A 16957-nucleotide genomic window follows, 5' to 3' on the forward strand; every position below is an offset into this window, starting at 1 on the left:
TTCATCTTATCCTTTCTTCTATGAGCGAAATGATTGTTTTTGCTACCTCTTCGATCGACATAGAGGTAGTATCTAGTTCCAAGGCATCTTTCGCCTTTCTCAATGGGGATACTTCTCGTTCCGAATCCAGCTTATCGCGTAAAGCAATCTCTTCTTTTAATTTCTCTATATCTGCTGAAAATCCTTTTTGTGAATTTTCCTGGTATCTACGGTGTGCACGTTCTTCTACGGAAGCAATTAAGAACACTTTTACTTTTGCATCCGGAAGTACATGTGTACCGATATCGCGCCCATCCATGACAACCCCGCCGCCTTTTGCTAGCTGTTGCTGTCTGCGAACCATTTCTTCTCGAATCGAACGATGCTTAGATACTTCAGATACTGCAGCTGTCACTTCGTTATTCCTAATTTGTGCAGTGACGTTTTCACCATCAAGAAACACAAGCTGTCCATGTTCACTTGGCTTTAACTCAATTTCCGTTTGTGTCAGCAATGAAAAAAGTTCTAGCTCATTTGCAGGATTGATGCTTTCACTATAAGCTTTGTATGTTAATGCGCGATACATGGCTCCTGTATCCACGTAAATATAATTAAATTTTTCTGCCACTATTTTTGCCACGGTACTCTTCCCCGCTGCTGCAGGTCCATCAATGGCAACAGATATTTTCTTTATCATAAATCCTCCTAAAATCCTATCTAATGCTGTAGTATCTTATCCTGTTTATTTTATCACATTCACTTAAGGAAACAGAAATACTTTTGCCTAACAAATAGAATTCATATTCCCAAGTGAAGAACCATAAAAACTAGGCTACGTTATTGTTGTTAAATCGTTTTTAGCTCATTCATATAAAATAACGGTTCCGTACGTCAAGAACTAAATGACCTTTTTAATCCTCAAAGGTTATTTCAACAAAAAAAAGCGAAAAAAATTCGCTTTCTTTTAGTCTTTCAAATCATCGAATGTTTCAATGACTTTCGTATAATTATTGCTATTGACCCCTTCATACCGAGCAAGTTTTTTAAATTGAACAAAAGTATCTTCACGATTCAAAAAAAGTTGAAAGGCAAGTAAGAAAATCAATTGAATCCAAATCAATTTAATAATAAATCGTTCTACCATTTCCAAGTTTGTTCTACCCCTCCATCTGCGATCAAGTCTTTCTAACAGTATGGAGTAATGATATGTCATTCATTCAAACTCTTTAAATTATAATCCGCTATCCTCAATCTCTACTGCCATTGCTTTATGCATTTCTTCAGTCATGCATTCTCCCCCATCTAAAATGCTAACGCATTTTTGAGGAAGGGGTTTCTGTCGTATCGATGTGCTCACCTAAAAGTTCTACGTGAACCGGAACGATTAACGAGCAACGGTGCTGTCACATCGGTGGACTACACACACCCAGACCCTCTATCCCATTGGTCTTGCCGTTGGGACTTCTTTTTTTTACATAATCATTTCTTATAATAAATTTTCGTAAACCGGCTCAGCATTTTTTAATTTTTCCACTTTTTCTTCTCTGCCCGAATTGGCATTGATAAAAATCCGATACGTATCCTGATTAATGGTTCCTAAAAATTCATAGCAAAGAACTTCTTGATCAAGATCGTTAATAATTAACGCTTTTCTTTCCTCCATAATAGTTACTTTCTGATTAATTTTTGTTTTTGCTTCTTCAGCAGTTAGTGTAGCTTTAGGAATATCACGTTTTTTATGTGATTGAAAGAAGTCATCAGCTGAAAAGCCAAGCACCGATCCATCATCAAGTGCAATTTTAATTTTCACCGAATCTGGATAGATTCTTACACCATCCTGTAAAGTAACGAAATTAAATAATCCTACATGATCATATTGAGCACTTTCAAACAGATCCAATGATTCAAAATCATTTTCTTTTAGAAATTGAACCGCTTTTTGACTGGCTGTACTTAAATCCAATTTACTGTTCTGAATGTCACGATTGTTAATATACCAAACTGGGTAGCCTCCTTTTTTAGTTAAGTCCATATCTACTTCGTTATTCGTCTTTGTTTCAACGAGACTTATACTATAAAATCCGTATTTCGACCCTTTTCCATTTTCCTCAATTTTCACCTCGATCGGTTCTGTCATTTTTGCATATTTCTTAGCTTTTTTAATTGCTTCTTCTTTCGAAATGACTTCCCCTTTTATGTTTTGAAAGTTTTTATTTTCTTGCTTCGCACTTGTAAATGTAGGGTCCCCTGATTGAGATTCCGAGTAACCTGACACTGTTTTTTCAACCGTTTCAAACCCATCAATAATCGTGTTGTCTGTATTCTCTTTCCCTGATGCTAACGCCATTTCAACGTCCATCCAACGAAGATTATTCTTTATTACAAGATATTGGACCTTTCTTAATTCCTTCTGAATTTCTCCAGCTTGTCCGTAAAGAGATTCAAGTCTAGCATATTCCTTATCATTAAGCGGTTCTTTTTCCAAATCTCTTACAGCTGTTTGATAGCTAAAATCACCGATATTTGACAAGAACTCTTCTGTTTTATTAAACGGAAGTAATGTCAATGGAAGCTGACCTACATCATTTTGTGCTTCGGATGTAATTCTCCAAACATCCGTAAGGGCTGGACTAAGAGATGTCCGAGAATTCATCGCTAATGTATTACCAATCTTATCTTGCAAAATATCTACCTGATACGATAAATCATGAAATGCACGTTGATACGTATTTTCAGCATTAATCAAGATTGCGTTTTTTTCCTTATGTTCTTGGTAGCCCCAAAAGCCAGAACCCGCTACAGCTAATACTAATACACCGATCACTACGTTTCTAATCAATTCGTTTCACCTCTCAATGACAGAAAATATGTTTGCCGATTTGTTTAATTTGCGGTCTTGTCCAAATCCATTTACTTGTTGCTGTTGCTGGGTTAAAGTAATACTCCGCATTTCCACTTGGGTCCCAGCCATTGATTGCGTCAATTACTGCTTCTTTTGCTCTCTCATTGGGAGTCAGCCAGATTTGGCCATCCGCTACAGCCGTAAACGCTCCAGGCTCAAAAATAACCCCAGATATCGTATTTGGAAACGAAGGACTATCCAGACGATTTAAGATTACAGCAGCAACTGCAACCTGTCCTATATAAGGTTCACCTCTAGATTCACCGTACACTGCATTCGCTAATAATTGGATATCATTCTGTGAATACCCAGCTGGGAGATTCGATGCGGTATTTGTTTTTTGATTGCTTTTGGTAGCTTGTTTCGTACTAGTATTCGTTTTCCCCGCCGTATTCGTATTCTTCTTATTTGTATTTGGCTTAATTTGCTTTTCAATATCTACGCCACCATAATACGTAAACTCGTTGCCTTTTTGAATTTGTTCATGGACAAATTTCGCATTAAAATTCGATGCATCTGCAAGCTTTTTTTTCGTTGCAAAACCAGCTAAACCATCAATAGGTAGCCCAAATTTTTGTTGAAAGTTTCGCAAAGCCCAATACGTCCCCCACCCATACACCCCGTCGATTTTACCATGATAATAGCCGATATTTTGCAAACGTGCCTGAAGCTCAATGACATCGTCTCCGACCGCACCTTTTTGAATAACTTGGCTCGTAAAGGCCTCAGTATGGAAGTCGGAAAATGTTATGCAGCAAACAGCTAAGCCTGTCGCTATTACACCTTTCCATTTTGACGAAATTCCTTTCATCAACTACACACCCTCTTTTTCTCATGATGTAATGTATACCTATTTTCTTCTTAAGCGCCGTTTTTATTCCATGATAAGTAGAAAAATCTTAATAGAAAAAAGAGGAAAACCAAATGGTCTCCCTCTTTTCTCAGTTTTAAATTATTTGAGTTAAAAAATCGATATTTGGCTTCTAGCATTGCCTATTATTTAATAACTTGTTGAATCATGAAATTCAGATAAACGTCGTGCTGATTTTACTTTTTTCAAAGCTAACCACCAAAGAAAAGTCATAAATGGCAAGATCAAATAAATCCAGAATCGATCTGTTAAGAGAATAAAGTCATACAAGCCATGAAGAAACACCGATATTCCTAATGATAAGAACAAGAATAGTTTTTTATGTGTATTGGAGAATTTGGCTTTACCTAAATAGTACCCCATAATTACACCAAATAAAGCGTGACTAGACACAGGAAGTATCGCTCTGCCTAATGCATGTTCAACTCCATTCGCAATTAAGTATAATATATTCTCCATCGTCGCAAACCCTAGTGAAACAGAAACACCATAAACAATTCCATCATACGGTTCATCGAATACAGCAAACGGATAAATAATATACAAAAGGAAAAACCACTTCATGAATTCCTCCAGCAGTGAAGCTTTTAGAAACGCTTCGCCAAATTGGGATGTGAAGACATTTTCCGTTTGCATCACATATTGGAGAAACATAATCGGAAGAACTAGTGAAACTCCATATAAAAACGTCTTAAACACGGCAGAAACCGGTTCAGAGTCATATTGATCTTTTAAATAAAAGTAACTCAGCAATGCTAAACCGGGTGCAATGCCTGCAGTTAAAATGACCAGCATGGCTGACCCCTTTTCTTATCTTTTATTTAATCGTATCATGGAATAAGGAAAAAGAAAATGACAGCTTAATTTCTGTAATTGGCTTTTTTAACCAACCCGGAGGTGACTATTTGTGAAAAAAAACGTGTTAATTATTCATACAGGCGGGACAATTTCTATGATGGAGGATTCAGCTGGAGCTGTAAAGCTAGCCCATGAAAACCCAATTAAAATAACGTCTGAGACGATACACGATATGGCTAATTTAATCGTTAAGGAACCTTTTAACTTGCCTTCGCCACATATCACAGCTGCAGAAATGCTTTCGATTAAGAAGCTAGTAGAGGCATCAATTCTAGAACAGCCAATCGATGGCGTTGTGATCACGCACGGTACAGACACGCTTGAAGAAACAGCCTATTTTCTTGACTTGACGATACAGACAAGTATCCCCATTGTTGTCACAGGTGCTATGCGTTCGAGCAATGAAATTGGCTCTGACGGATTATACAATTTCATTTCATCCATTAAGGTCGCAATCTGTGATCAGGCTATCGGGAAAGGTGTCCTCATCGTCTTAAACGATGAAATTCATACAGCCGCCAATGCTACCAAAACGCATACTAGCAACGTTTCTACCTTTCAAAGTCCACAATATGGTCCTATTGGAATTGTGACAAAGCGTGCGGTTTTTTTCCACCATCATCCTGAGCATCAAGAAAAATACCCGCTGGAAAAAGTATCAAAACGAGTAACCTTGCTTAAAGCGCATGCCGGAATGGACTCTTCCTTATTTTATGCATTAAAGGATATGAATATTGATGGATTAGTAATTGAAGCCCTCGGCCAAGGAAATATGCCTCCCCAAACAATAAAAGGAATCGAGGCCTTATTAGCGGCAAATATCCCTGTAGTTATTGTGTCCCGTTGCTTTAACGGAATCGTGCAAGATGTGTATGGGTATAACGGAGGCGGAAAGCATTTGAAAGATATAGGCATCATTTTCTCAAATGGCCTAAATGGTCAGAAAGCTCGGATCAAATTATTGATTGGCCTTCATAACACGGAATCACAATTAGAAATTCAGCGAATGTTTTCTCTGTAAATTTTAACAGAGGACACTTACTCGTTTCAAAGAAAAATAGCTGAATTAAAACAATAATCTGGCCAACCAAAGGGATAATAGCGCAAAAGGAACTTGTAAAATAAAACCTAAAAACAGATGCCCTAAAATTTTTTTCATCGTGATTAACTTCTCTTTGAGCAAGTGTTTGAGAGTGAAAATAGAGTATGGATAGATGACAATTATAAATGTAACGATACCTGGAACATAGTCTTTTAAACTAATGAATTGAAATAAATGACTTACACCGTTTGCTAAAAAGAGACCAGATACTAAGAATGAAAAAATGGAATAGGTTCCATTCCTAAATATATTCTATTCTTTAACGCTTGACAGCATCCAATTACTGATATGTTCCATAGTATAAAAAAGGAAAATGTAAATGCCTTGTTGTTAGACTAAAGGGATTGTATCGGAATGATTAAAAAGAAATGTCTCTACAGTCAAAATTTCTTCCAAATCGTGAATGGAATAAAGGTGCGGGGATAGTCAAATTAATCAATTTAATTTCGCGAAGTTTACCACTTAATACTCTATCTGAATTACCCCGACATTAGGTTTCTCAGCTTTTGGATAGTGAATCTAGATTGTCTTCATGCATGTACGAGTTAACAAAATAGAGTGCTTAATCGAATTTTGATTTAGCACTCTATTTTGTTTGACATGTGCGAATTAGTGAATTTTAGAAGCGATATCTGTAGCGATCATTCCACCATGGAAACGACCATTTTCAATAAAGATTTCATTCGCATTATTCCCAGCAGCAATAACTCCAGCAATGTATATACCAGGTACATTTGTTTCCATTGTCTCACAGTCAAATGTTGGCCGTCCACTTTCTTCATCAATGTGAATCCCCATTTTTTCTAAAAAGGAATAATCCGGATGATAGCCTGTCATAGCAAATACATAATCGCATTTAATGGTTTCGACACGCTCCGCTGTATGGTAAATTACTTGGTTTTCTGTAATTTCATCAATATGAGCCCCAAATTCCATTACGATTGTTCCATTTCTAACTAGTGATTCAAACTCCGGTAAGATCCACGGTTTAATGCTTGGAGAATATTCCATACCGCGATAGAGAACGGTAACCCTGGAACCTGCCTTCACCAGTTCCAACGCAGCATCTATACTTGAATTTTTCCCACCAATCACTGTTACGTCTTTATCGAAGTATGGGTGACCTTCCTTAAAATAATGGAATACATGTGGAAGATTTTCACCTGGAACATTTAGGTGATTCGGGTGATCATAATAACCAGTTGCCACAATGACGGCTTTAGCTGAATATGTTGCCTTAGAAGTAATAACGACAAAGGAACCACTTTCTTTTTTCTCAACACTGATCACATTTTCAAATGATGAAATTCGTAATTGTTTTCTTTTCACCACTTCACGATAGTAGGCCAGAGCCTGATTCCGGACCGGTTTTCGATTTTCTGTAATAAAAGCAACTTCGCCAATTTCAAGTTTTTCACTCGTACTAAAAAACGTTTGATGAGTCGGGTAGTTGTAAATGGAATTCACAATATTACCCTTTTCAATCACGAGGGCCTGAATTCCAACCTCTCCTAATGCAATGGCTGCAGCGAGTCCACATGGTCCCCCGCCAATAATAATCACTTCTTCTTGAATCATGTTTTACCCTCTTTCTTGTTATCAAAGCACAAGGCGTCCTCTTAATAGCTTTTGATCTCGAGCTGCTGGCGCAAGGTGCCTGTTGTTAGATACGATCCCTTACATTTCAAGAAACTTTTCAAAAAAAAATCTCCTTTTCATTAAGAATAGGAGATTTTGTCACTTTCATCAATTAATTAAGCTTAAGGCTTAAATCCAACCACGGAAACGTGAAGCTTCTGCCATTTTTCTTACGCCGACCATATAGGCAGCCAATCGCATATCAACACGTCTTGTTTGTGCAGTGTCATAAATATTATTGAACGCTTTGATCAAGATTTTTTCTAGTTTCTCTTCTACTTCTTCTTCGCTCCAGTAGTACCCTTGGTTATTCTGAACCCATTCAAAATAAGAAACGGTAACTCCACCGGATGAAGCAAGTACGTCTGGTACAAGTAGAATGCCGCGGTCAGTTAAGATTTGTGTAGCTTCCATTGTTGTCGGACCATTAGCTGCCTCGACAACAATCTTCGCCTGTATATTGTGAGCATTATCTTCTGTTATTTGGTTTTCAATAGCTGCTGGCACAAGAATATCACATTCAAGCTCTAACAACTCTTTATTTGTAATCGTATTCTTAAATAACTTTGTAACCGTTCCAAAACTGTCACGGCGATCAAGTAAATAATCAATATCCAGTCCATCCTGGTCGTAAAGGGCCCCATAAGCATCAGAAATCCCTACGACCTTCGCACCTGCATCATGCATAAACTTCGCAAGATAGCTTCCAGCGTTACCGAATCCTTGAACAACGACGCGCGCACCTTTTACATCGATGTCTCTTTTCTTAGCTGCTTCATGAATGACAATTGTAACCCCTTTTGCCGTAGCTGAATCACGACCGTGTGAACCGCCTAAAACAAGCGGCTTACCCGTAATGAAACCAGGGGAGTTGAATTCATCCATTCGACTATATTCATCCATCATCCAAGCCATGATTTGCGAGTTGGTAAATACATCAGGAGCAGGAATATCCTTTGTTGGTCCGACAATTTGGCTAATCGCACGCACATAACCACGGCTTAATCTTTCTAGCTCACGGAACGACATATTACGAGGATCACAAACGATTCCGCCTTTTCCGCCTCCATATGGTAAATCAACAATTCCACATTTTAAGCTCATCCAAATAGATAATGCCTTCACTTCTTTTTCAGTCACATCCGGATGAAAGCGGATTCCACCCTTAGTAGGTCCTACCGCATCATTATGTTGTGCACGATATCCAGTGAATATTTTTACTGAACCATCATCCATTCTTACTGGAATCTTCACTGTTAACAAACGCAATGGTTCTTTAAGCAGCTCATAAACTTCCTCAGGATAACCAAGCTTGTCCAATGCTTTATGTATTACAGTCTGAGTAGACTTCAGCACATCATATTCTTGTTCTTGGTTAGTATGGTCAGTACCTTTCTCGGCTACCATCTGTATACCTCCTAGAATCTTCAGTAATTACTTTGAGTCATCTTTCATACAAAACCTGAATGGCTTTAAAACGCCACTTGCTACAATGAAGGATAGATCATTAAGCACGCTACACTCGCTTAATCACAATGGTGGCGGTGCAAAGCTGGAATATCGGATACTTTATAAGTATACCCGTTAAATGGATTAGCTATATGAGTAAGTCGCGAAGCCCCGTCCCCATGTCCTTCATTCAAAAGTATACACCTTTGTATCACTTCTGCAAAGCTTTAAAATTGGGAAAAGAAGAATAATCACAAACCTTTTTGAAAGCGGTATCATTCATCTTGCTTTATACCTCATAATATAACAGTTAGGCCCTGGATTTACAAAGCAGGAAAGAGCAATTGAACGTTGTTTTTCTTGCCATTGCTCTTAACCTTTTAAAACATAATTATTTGGAAAAATACTTCGTAAGTATTAAATGAGCGTTTTCCGATATTATACAATTTCCATACTCCTTTAATTTGTATAAAGTCAACGTAGATGCATACCCATATTCAGCAGAAAGCGAAATGATTGTATCATACAACTCTTCCGGCACCTTTTCAATCAGCAAATAATATTGACTTTCAAATTTATAAAGGGTTATGCAAACATTCATTTGTTTTACACAATGTGCGAGCTGAATAACTGCTTCAATATCTGCAAACGTATAAAGTATATAAGGATGCTCACCAATCCGAACATCTAAATCCAGATATTCATCTTCATCTATCAAAATGTCTTCCTCGTCCTTAGACACAACAATAATTACCCCTTGTGCCTGTAAAGAAAAAATCTCAACCGCAATCGATCCGCTCATTTTAAAGTTCATTTCCTCACATGCTTCTTCCACCATTTCCTGAAAAAGTTTGTGAACCTTAAGCGAATTAGCTTTAATATCTTCTATGGTTATCCCTCGATCAAACAAGTCATCGAATGTTAAAAATATTTTAATCTTGTTATTCGTCAATCGCTCAAGCTTCATAAAAGAATGCCCCCTGAATAACCTTTTTCATACATCATATGAAAACGATTATTCACGGTGCATATCATTTTTCGCCTCTAAATGATCCTTCATTCTCACCACTGATTCCGATAATTATTATTTCAGGGTTTGCATGTTTCACTTTTTCCATCCCAAGCACAGGATAATTATAATAAATCTAGTTTAACAATTTCTAATAGTCTTATCCTTTCATGTAACAATTAATACAAGGTAATTCAAAGATTTAGAAACCGTAAAATCGACATTTATCCAAGCTACAGTTCAATAACTTTTGGGTTATATTCCGTATTCTTTCCATTGCGAAGCGTCAGCAAATGGGTCTCTGGTTTTGCCCCCAATCGTAACGGTATCGAACTTGTTCCGTACCCATTACTCGTTAAAAAAAGCGATTTTTCCGTTTTAGTTATTCCTCCATGCTTATATGGTCCGATTCCGAAAAACCGGATTTGTCCTCCGTGAGTATGGCCTGATAAAACAAGATGAATATTATGTTCCTTTTTCACTTCGTTGGAAATAAGTGGGTTGTGACTGATTAATATTCTGAAATCATTCTCAGCAGCATCTTTACGAGCTAATTCATAATTCGCCTTTTTTTCACCTATATCCTCAATACCTATTAGTGTGATTTTTAGATGTTCTGAATTTTTAAGTCTCGCTGATTTATTGTTAAGGATTGTCACGTTTTGCCGTTCAAGCATAGTCCATAATTCTTGCTCATTTTGTTCATAATCATTATTTCCCCATACAAAGTAGACAGGTCCAATTTCTTTTAGCTTTTCAATATTCTCTGTCACCCGTTTCAATGGAACGCCACCTTCTCTTAAATCGCCGCCAATGATAACAATGTCCGCTTTATTACGAACAAAATCAATTAGTTTAGGAGAAATCTTCCTTCTATGAATGTCAGATATAAAAAATAAAGAAAAAGGATGTGCCGATTCCGAAAAATCTTCGAAATTCAAGGATTGTACTAAAATTCTATTTAAAAATGCCATTCGCCACATATACAAAATCAGGAATACAATTATGGCAATACCTATAATTATTCCGTTCAATATCATCTATTGTCTGCCTTCTTTCTAGTCACTTACCAATTGATTTTAAACAAAAATAGGCTGACTCAAAGTCAAAGAGTCATGCCCCCGATGAAACAATTTACACGTCATACTGAAAAAGCACGTTTATTATGACACTATTTACTTTCATGATACAGATTTATATCATAATTTTTCTTCATCATTTCAAACACCTTATGCCGATCTTTCCATTTCATTTCAGGTTTCCACAGCTCTTTGCTTTTATGAATGATTTCTTTTCTCATCGTATGGTATTCAAGCTCTGCTTTATCAACCTTTTTCTTCATGATTCCCATGTAGCCGTACAGGCCCACTGTCATTAGTAAAAATAACATATGTGTAAACTGATCAACGAACACAGAAAACATTGTAAAAAAAGAATAAGAATAGGGAATAATTATAGCAGCATATAGGTAGGCAAACAATGAGCCTGCGGAAATAATTGTTGCCCACATCGTCATGATATGCTTTTTTTTCAATGTTTCATATTTTCTTTTTCGCTCTACGACATGTTGTAGCATTTGTTTCGTCGCCTGATCAGTATTATCGTCCAATAATAGGATGGCTGACTCCATTCATTTTCCCCTCCAATGCGTCTACACCATCACTATATGTACTTGTCCAAAAACTATGACTGAAAACTCTTATTCGTTTTCCTTAACAGGGATTTTTAAAACTTGACCTACCTGTATTTCATCTCCCTTTATATGATTCCATTCTTTAATCCGTTCGATACCAGCAGCAGATTTATAATAGTTCATTGCAATAATAAACAAACTTTCATTTGGTGAAACAGTATGGTAAACAATTTGATATCCATCTTTGGAGTCCTGTTTTTTGTCTTTCTTCTCTTTCATTTCTGAAACAGATGCTGAAGATTTCCCCTCAGGTTCTTCAATCCCTTTAGGTAGTTTAGAAACAGCAGGGACCGCTTTCATATCAGTCGTTTTTCCTTGCTCTGGACCTACTGTTTCGTTTGATTCTACACTGTTTATGCGCTTTGTAACTTCTACCGTTTCAAACCCACTTATTTTCTTTTGTGGAGTTAATGAAATAGGCTCTTGTTTTTCTAAGTACGGTAATAAAAAATAAATCGCAACCGGCATAGCAATAAAAAAAGCAGCTAATATCTTAATTAACGGAAACTTATTCTTGCGCTTTTTTTTCTTTTTTGCTCGAAGCTCGCTCCTGCTTGGTAAAGGTTTCGAGTTCATTCCTACATTATTTTTTTGATACTCTTTTGTTATATTCTCGGGATTCATCATTCTTCCCTCTTTCTATCTAGGTTCTTTCCTTTTGTCAGTTTAATAATTAGCCCTAAAATGAAATCAATCGTGAAATGCATACTAATCGTCACATATAAATTACCTGTCATTTCAAAAATGAAACCAATAAAAAAGCTTAATAAAATAATATTGATGAATAAAAATGGATGAAATAAGTAGCGATAATGAACAAGAGCAAAGAGAACACTTGTCCATATTAAGCCAATATGAGTTTGTAATACACCTCTAAATAGAAGTTCCTCACTTATTGCAACCAATAATGCGACCACGGCAATCATCGGGCATGACAAACTAGTGAAGATTCTTTCATTGATTCCCCCATCATTGTGATAAGCTTCTGGCAGTCGTTTCATCATCACTAAATCCAGCAAAACAACAATGAGTCCTGCACTAACTCCGATATAAATTATTTTCCATTCCATTCGAAAAAGCTTCATGAAGGATGAATAATAATCAAACAGAATGATCCCAAGTATGGCGGAAATGACCAAAAGCAGAATTTGTGTTAAAAATAACTGCTTATGTAGCTCATGATTGGAAAGCCGCGCAATGAGCTCAGCTTGTTTGTTCTTCATTAGTTTTTGCTTCTCCTATCAAAATGGCAGCCAATTCCTGCCTCCATGTTTTTTTCAACTCTTTAACCTCTAGATCATCATGTGGTAAGGATGCTAAAAGCTCATCCGTCACCACTCCACAACGGTCACAGCATGTTTGATTTTTTTCTGTCAGCGCCACATCAAAGTAAGACAGAATATTTACCCGTCTGCAGCAAGAAACAGAAACCCAACGAAAGAAACGCTCAAGTTTATTTTGATTTTCAATCCTTCTCGCTTTAGAAATTCCCTTTAACTTCTCAGTTATCATAAACTGATCTTCATATTCAAATTCTTTTACAAAATGCGTAATCCATCTCCACTGCACATCTGTTAAAGCATACATTTCTCTTAATTCTATTTCTTGTTTCGGTTCAATATTCCAGATCCCCGCTTCAAGTATATGAAGAGATGCCAAAGTCTCTTCAATTTGATAAAACGTAGGCAACTGCTGCTCTGCTAGATGGAGTGGTAACCCTTCATCACCGTCACAATACAATAGGATGGCTGCACTTTGCTTTCCGTCACGGCCTGCTCTGCCTATTTCCTGTAAATAAGCTTCCATCCCTCCTGGCAAATGAAAATGAATAACGACTCTTACATTATTTTTATTCACACCCATACCAAATGCAGACGTCGCACAAATGATACGTAATTGTCCATGGAGAAACTGCTGTTGAATCAGCATCCTTTGCTCCTGTTCCATACCCCCGTGATAATAATCAATATCCTTAACACCATTTTCTTGTAAAAATCTCGTAACTGATTCTGCCGCTTTCTTACTTGAAAAGTAAATAATCCCTGAGCCATCGAAGCTATTCACCAATTCCTTGAGCCTTGCAAGTTTTTCATCATACGAAGAGTGCTCCTCGACAATATAAGCAATATTACTGCGGTCTACGGAAGTAATGACTTCATTTGGATGTTCAAGTTTCAGCTTTTCTTTAATATCTGCTTGAACCGTTTTTGTAGCAGTTGCCGTCAATGCCAACGTAAGCGGATTATTCAATTTACTCCTTATATTTCCTAAGTTCAAGTAATCCGTTCTGAAATCATACCCCCATTGTGAAATACAATGCGCTTCATCAATGACGAACAATCCAATTTCAAGCTTTTGCAACCGTTCGATAATACGAGGAATGGCAAGCATTTCGGGCGATAAGTAAATAAAGCGATACGAGTCTAAACGCTCAATCGCTTCCCTTTTTTGAACCGAGGTCAAAAATGAATTCAGTGTAATTACGCTTTTTTCGCCTCGCATTTTAAGCTGCTCTGCTTGGTCCTGCATAAGTGAAAGTAAAGGCGAAACAATTATAACTACTTTATTTAATACATAGGATGGGAGCTGATAGCATAATGATTTCCCAGAACCAGTTGGTAACATTGCCAATGTATGATTGCCCTCAAGTAGAGAATCGATAACCTCTTTTTGACCGGGACGAAACGTGCTATACCCAAACTGTTTGACTAAAATTTCTTCTACGTTCACTGATCATCACCTGCTTTTGCCAGGACAAGGCGGATTTGAAAAAAGCTGATTTCATCATTGGCCACGATTTCTTTAATAGCACGTAATTGTTTCGTTCGGCTCGTTTTAGAAGCTATTCTTATTACTTCTTCAATTTTTTGAGACATAAAGCGCGAAATATTAAACAGTGGATCAGAGTAAGCGAGCTCCACAATATGATCTTCAATTGTACTTCGCTTCAATCTTCGAATAAAGGCAATCTCTTCTAACGATTTGCCTGTCTGTAAATACTTTAAAGTCATTTGCGTCGAGTTAGTTAACTGAGTGTGAGAATTGCCTTGAATATCTTTAATAATGCTATATAAATAAGGATACTGCACAGATGAATCATCAAATTCCTGTAACATAAAATGAATCGTTCCGAGAAATAAGTACCGCACATACCATTCGTCTTCATGTAATTCTTTGCTAATTTGCGAATAAGTACTTCCTATGCGATGAATACCTGTTAATCTTTTTACAAAAATGGCTCGTTCCTTTTCAGGTCTCTTTTCTAAAAGAGTAGATAATTCGTCAAATAAATGACGGCCAATTTCCACTCTATTTTGCCGATTTTGGGCTAAATACCGTTTTACCCATGTTTGTGTTTGGAAATTCCGTTGAATCGGATAGAAACGATTTTGCTTGTGAATAATATGTGATATAGTTTGAATCAAGAGGCTTAATCTACTCCAATACGGTTGGGTACGATTTTGAAATCTGAATCCATTCAAAGTTTCTGGGAATGGGTACTTTTTCACATGCTGTTGTAGTAGTTCTTGACCGATTGAGGTTATCAGATAATAGCCATTTTGAGGTAATACAATAAGTAGCCCTGATTGAAGCAGTTTATCTACAGTTATTTCAAGCTGTCTTCTCGTTATATCAGGTAATGTACCTAACAGGTTCGTTAGTCCAAACAGATGAACATCTTGAATCGTTTGAGATGACTTTTTCCCCTTTAGCATATGCAAAATAGCGTAAACAGAGCGTTCACCGTTAAAAATACGAATACAATATAGGACGATCATTTCAAAGTAATTTTGCATTTTATACATTCACAACCTTGTTATAATCTTTACCTCTTATCATTGTACCAAAACATTGAAGCCTATTGGTTATGAAACCTGATTGATTTATAAAAAATTGGTCATTTTTTTGAATATCAATAATAATTTTGTCACAATATCCTATTAATATCGTTTGACAAAACCTGATATAAAAAGTGTTTTCATTACATTTATATTGAAAATTTCTACATTCAGTTTTACAATAAGGAAGTATGAAGGGCATGAACCAATTTAGAAGTAGAAAAGTGCGGATTTACCGAGAGGAGTTTTGTAATGGCTAAATATACAATCGTTGACAAGGATACATGCATCGCTTGTGGTGCTTGTGGAGCTGCAGCGCCTGACATTTATGATTATGATGATGAAGGCATTGCTTTCGTAATACTAGATGATAATGAAGGAACTGTTGAAGTTCCTGATGTTCTTTTAGATGATATGATGGACGCTTTCGAAGGCTGTCCAACAGATTCCATCAAAATTGCAGATGAACCATTTGATGGAGATGCTACTAAATTTGAGTAAGTACAAATAAGAGCAAACAACTCTATACTATTTTGAAAAACTCCACCTTGTATATGTAAGGTGGAGTTTTTCAAAGTAATTATTAATCAATGTTGTTAATGAAAAAGAGGCTGCCGCAATAGGTCAGGCCCTGTTATGACATCCTCTTTTCACCTATTCGCTTCAACCATTATGAGATAATGCTTGTTTATGAATCCATGTTTTCATTCTAATATAAAGCAGCGTAAATACGATTGTAATCAATCCACCCTTCAAAATGTTGAATGGAAGAATTGCAGTTGTAACAAATTGTCTTGTTTCCTGAGATGACATCGCATCCCAGTTCATAAATAACGTATACGCTGGAAGAACCACATAATAATTTAGCACGCTCATTAACAAGGACATGATAATAGTACCCATAACTAAAGCAATTGTCATTCCGTGTTTTGAATTTAACTTCTTAAAGATATAATAAGTTGGCAGAACGAATAGTATTCCAGCTACAAAGTTAGCAATATGCCCTACAGGAACACCCGTCGGACTTCCAATCATGACAAAATCCAATATATTTTTCAGCAATTCAACTATAATCCCTGCGACAGGGCCGAAAATCAGCGCAGCTATTATCGCGGGAATATCACTGAAATCAATCTTTAAAAACGGCGGTAAACCAGGAAATGGAAAATTCAATACCATTAACACATAAGAAATACTCCCCAGCATTGCCAAAATGACCAGCTTCTTTACATTGTACACCTTCATAGATCTCTCTCCTTCTTTTTTGTGATCTACCCCACGAAAAAGAGGATTGGTTCCATCGAAATTATTTGCGCCCATTCAAATACCCTTTAATTCATAGAACTAAAGGGAGCTTTAAAGGTATCGTCAAATAAACGTTCAATTCAAGTAAATTTGAACATTTCTCAAGAGACCTCCATCTTCTCCCATCCAGACTATACTGTCGGCTTTGGATTCTCACCAAATCAACCCGAAGGCTCGCGGGCTTTGAAGGTGTCCCTTCATCACCGCCGGTGGGGAATTACACCCCGCCCCGAAGATAGACCTATTCGATTTTTTTCCGTTTCCAAAACGTGTTCCAAGCAGGACGATACAAGTAGTAGTTTATGCGACCAG

General features: G+C 36.9%; 18 protein-coding genes and 1 riboswitch. Of the genes, 2 read left to right on the forward strand and 16 right to left on the reverse strand.

Annotated elements, in window-relative coordinates; all coding sequences use genetic code 11:
* Window position 1: 1 nt before the first annotated feature.
* From cmk to prsW, 5 genes are all read right to left on the reverse strand, one after another.
* A complete protein-coding gene (cmk, locus tag AC625_RS14815) occupies window positions 2-676 on the reverse strand; it encodes a (d)CMP kinase (protein ID WP_049681973.1) in 675 nt (224 codons plus the stop codon).
* 267 nt (window positions 677-943) lie between these two features.
* Window positions 944-1192, reverse strand: coding sequence for a YpfB family protein (locus tag AC625_RS14820; protein ID WP_180320107.1), 249 nt, complete (start codon window positions 1190-1192; stop codon window positions 944-946).
* Between the two features lie 273 nt (window positions 1193-1465).
* Window positions 1466-2818 carry a germination protein YpeB gene (gene ypeB / locus AC625_RS14825; RefSeq protein WP_049681975.1) on the reverse strand — a complete coding sequence of 451 codons (1353 nt, stop codon included), beginning with the start codon at window positions 2816-2818 and terminating at the stop codon, window positions 1466-1468.
* Window positions 2819-2831: 13 nt separating this feature from the next.
* Window positions 2832-3683 (reverse strand): spore cortex-lytic enzyme, encoded by an 852-nt coding sequence (gene sleB, locus AC625_RS14830; protein WP_245645103.1) that lies wholly within the window; start codon window positions 3681-3683, stop codon window positions 2832-2834.
* Between the two features lie 198 nt (window positions 3684-3881).
* Window positions 3882-4547, reverse strand: a complete 666-nt coding sequence (gene prsW / locus AC625_RS14835) for a glutamic-type intramembrane protease PrsW (protein ID WP_049681976.1) — start codon at window positions 4545-4547, stop codon at window positions 3882-3884.
* 112 nt (window positions 4548-4659) lie between these two features.
* Between prsW and AC625_RS14840 the strand changes: the two genes are divergently transcribed.
* Window positions 4660-5631, forward strand: coding sequence for an asparaginase (locus AC625_RS14840; protein WP_082191125.1), 972 nt, complete (start codon window positions 4660-4662; stop codon window positions 5629-5631).
* Between the two features lie 45 nt (window positions 5632-5676).
* Here the strand turns inward: AC625_RS14840 and AC625_RS28625 are convergent, their stop codons facing one another.
* From AC625_RS28625 to AC625_RS14885, 10 genes are all read right to left on the reverse strand, one after another.
* Window positions 5677-5961, reverse strand: coding sequence for an HXXEE domain-containing protein (locus tag AC625_RS28625; RefSeq protein WP_082191271.1), 285 nt, complete (start codon window positions 5959-5961; stop codon window positions 5677-5679).
* Between the two features lie 360 nt (window positions 5962-6321).
* On the reverse strand, window positions 6322-7290 hold the full coding sequence (locus AC625_RS14845; protein ID WP_049681977.1) for a YpdA family putative bacillithiol disulfide reductase: 969 nt from the start codon (window positions 7288-7290) through the stop codon (window positions 6322-6324).
* Between the two features lie 189 nt (window positions 7291-7479).
* Window positions 7480-8757, reverse strand: a complete 1278-nt coding sequence (locus AC625_RS14850; RefSeq protein ID WP_049681978.1) for a Glu/Leu/Phe/Val family dehydrogenase — start codon at window positions 8755-8757, stop codon at window positions 7480-7482.
* Window positions 8758-9190: 433 nt separating this feature from the next.
* Window positions 9191-9766 carry an adaptor protein MecA gene (locus AC625_RS14855; RefSeq protein WP_049681979.1) on the reverse strand — a complete coding sequence of 192 codons (576 nt, stop codon included), beginning with the start codon at window positions 9764-9766 and terminating at the stop codon, window positions 9191-9193.
* 275 nt (window positions 9767-10041) lie between these two features.
* Complete coding sequence (locus AC625_RS14860; RefSeq protein ID WP_049681980.1) at window positions 10042-10848, reverse strand: metallophosphoesterase; 807 nt, start codon at window positions 10846-10848, stop codon at window positions 10042-10044.
* A gap of 131 nt (window positions 10849-10979) precedes the next feature.
* On the reverse strand, window positions 10980-11438 hold the full coding sequence (locus AC625_RS14865) for a YpbF family protein (RefSeq protein WP_049681981.1): 459 nt from the start codon (window positions 11436-11438) through the stop codon (window positions 10980-10982).
* Window positions 11439-11507: 69 nt separating this feature from the next.
* Window positions 11508-12125 (reverse strand): LysM peptidoglycan-binding domain-containing protein, encoded by a 618-nt coding sequence (locus AC625_RS14870; protein WP_049681982.1) that lies wholly within the window; start codon window positions 12123-12125, stop codon window positions 11508-11510.
* Window positions 12125-12724 carry a CPBP family intramembrane glutamic endopeptidase gene (locus tag AC625_RS14875; protein ID WP_049681983.1) on the reverse strand — a complete coding sequence of 200 codons (600 nt, stop codon included), beginning with the start codon at window positions 12722-12724 and terminating at the stop codon, window positions 12125-12127. The genes AC625_RS14870 and AC625_RS14875 overlap by 1 nt, the downstream gene beginning before the upstream one ends.
* Window positions 12705-14231, reverse strand: a complete 1527-nt coding sequence (locus tag AC625_RS14880; protein ID WP_049681984.1) for a RecQ family ATP-dependent DNA helicase — start codon at window positions 14229-14231, stop codon at window positions 12705-12707. Before AC625_RS14880 ends, AC625_RS14875 begins: the two co-directional genes overlap by 20 nt.
* Entirely contained in the window at window positions 14228-15307 is a 1080-nt protein-coding gene (locus AC625_RS14885) for a YpbB family protein (RefSeq protein ID WP_049681985.1), read from the reverse strand. The genes AC625_RS14880 and AC625_RS14885 overlap by 4 nt, the downstream gene beginning before the upstream one ends.
* Window positions 15308-15592: 285 nt before the next feature.
* Here AC625_RS14885 and AC625_RS14890 point away from each other — a divergent pair, with 285 nt between their 5' ends.
* Complete coding sequence (locus tag AC625_RS14890) at window positions 15593-15841, forward strand: ferredoxin (RefSeq protein WP_028391585.1); 249 nt, start codon at window positions 15593-15595, stop codon at window positions 15839-15841.
* Window positions 15842-16003: 162 nt separating this feature from the next.
* Here AC625_RS14890 and AC625_RS14895 read toward each other — a convergent pair whose 3' ends face one another.
* Window positions 16004-16585: an ECF transporter S component gene (locus AC625_RS14895; protein WP_049683762.1), complete on the reverse strand. Its 582-nt coding sequence runs from the start codon at window positions 16583-16585 to the stop codon at window positions 16004-16006.
* Window positions 16586-16755: 170 nt separating this feature from the next.
* A riboswitch (FMN riboswitch) is annotated at window positions 16756-16886 on the reverse strand.
* Between the last annotated feature and the right edge of the window lie 71 nt (window positions 16887-16957).

It is taken from the genome of Peribacillus loiseleuriae, assembly GCF_001183985.1.
Classification (GTDB): Bacteria; Bacillota; Bacilli; order Bacillales; family DSM-1321; genus Peribacillus; species Peribacillus loiseleuriae.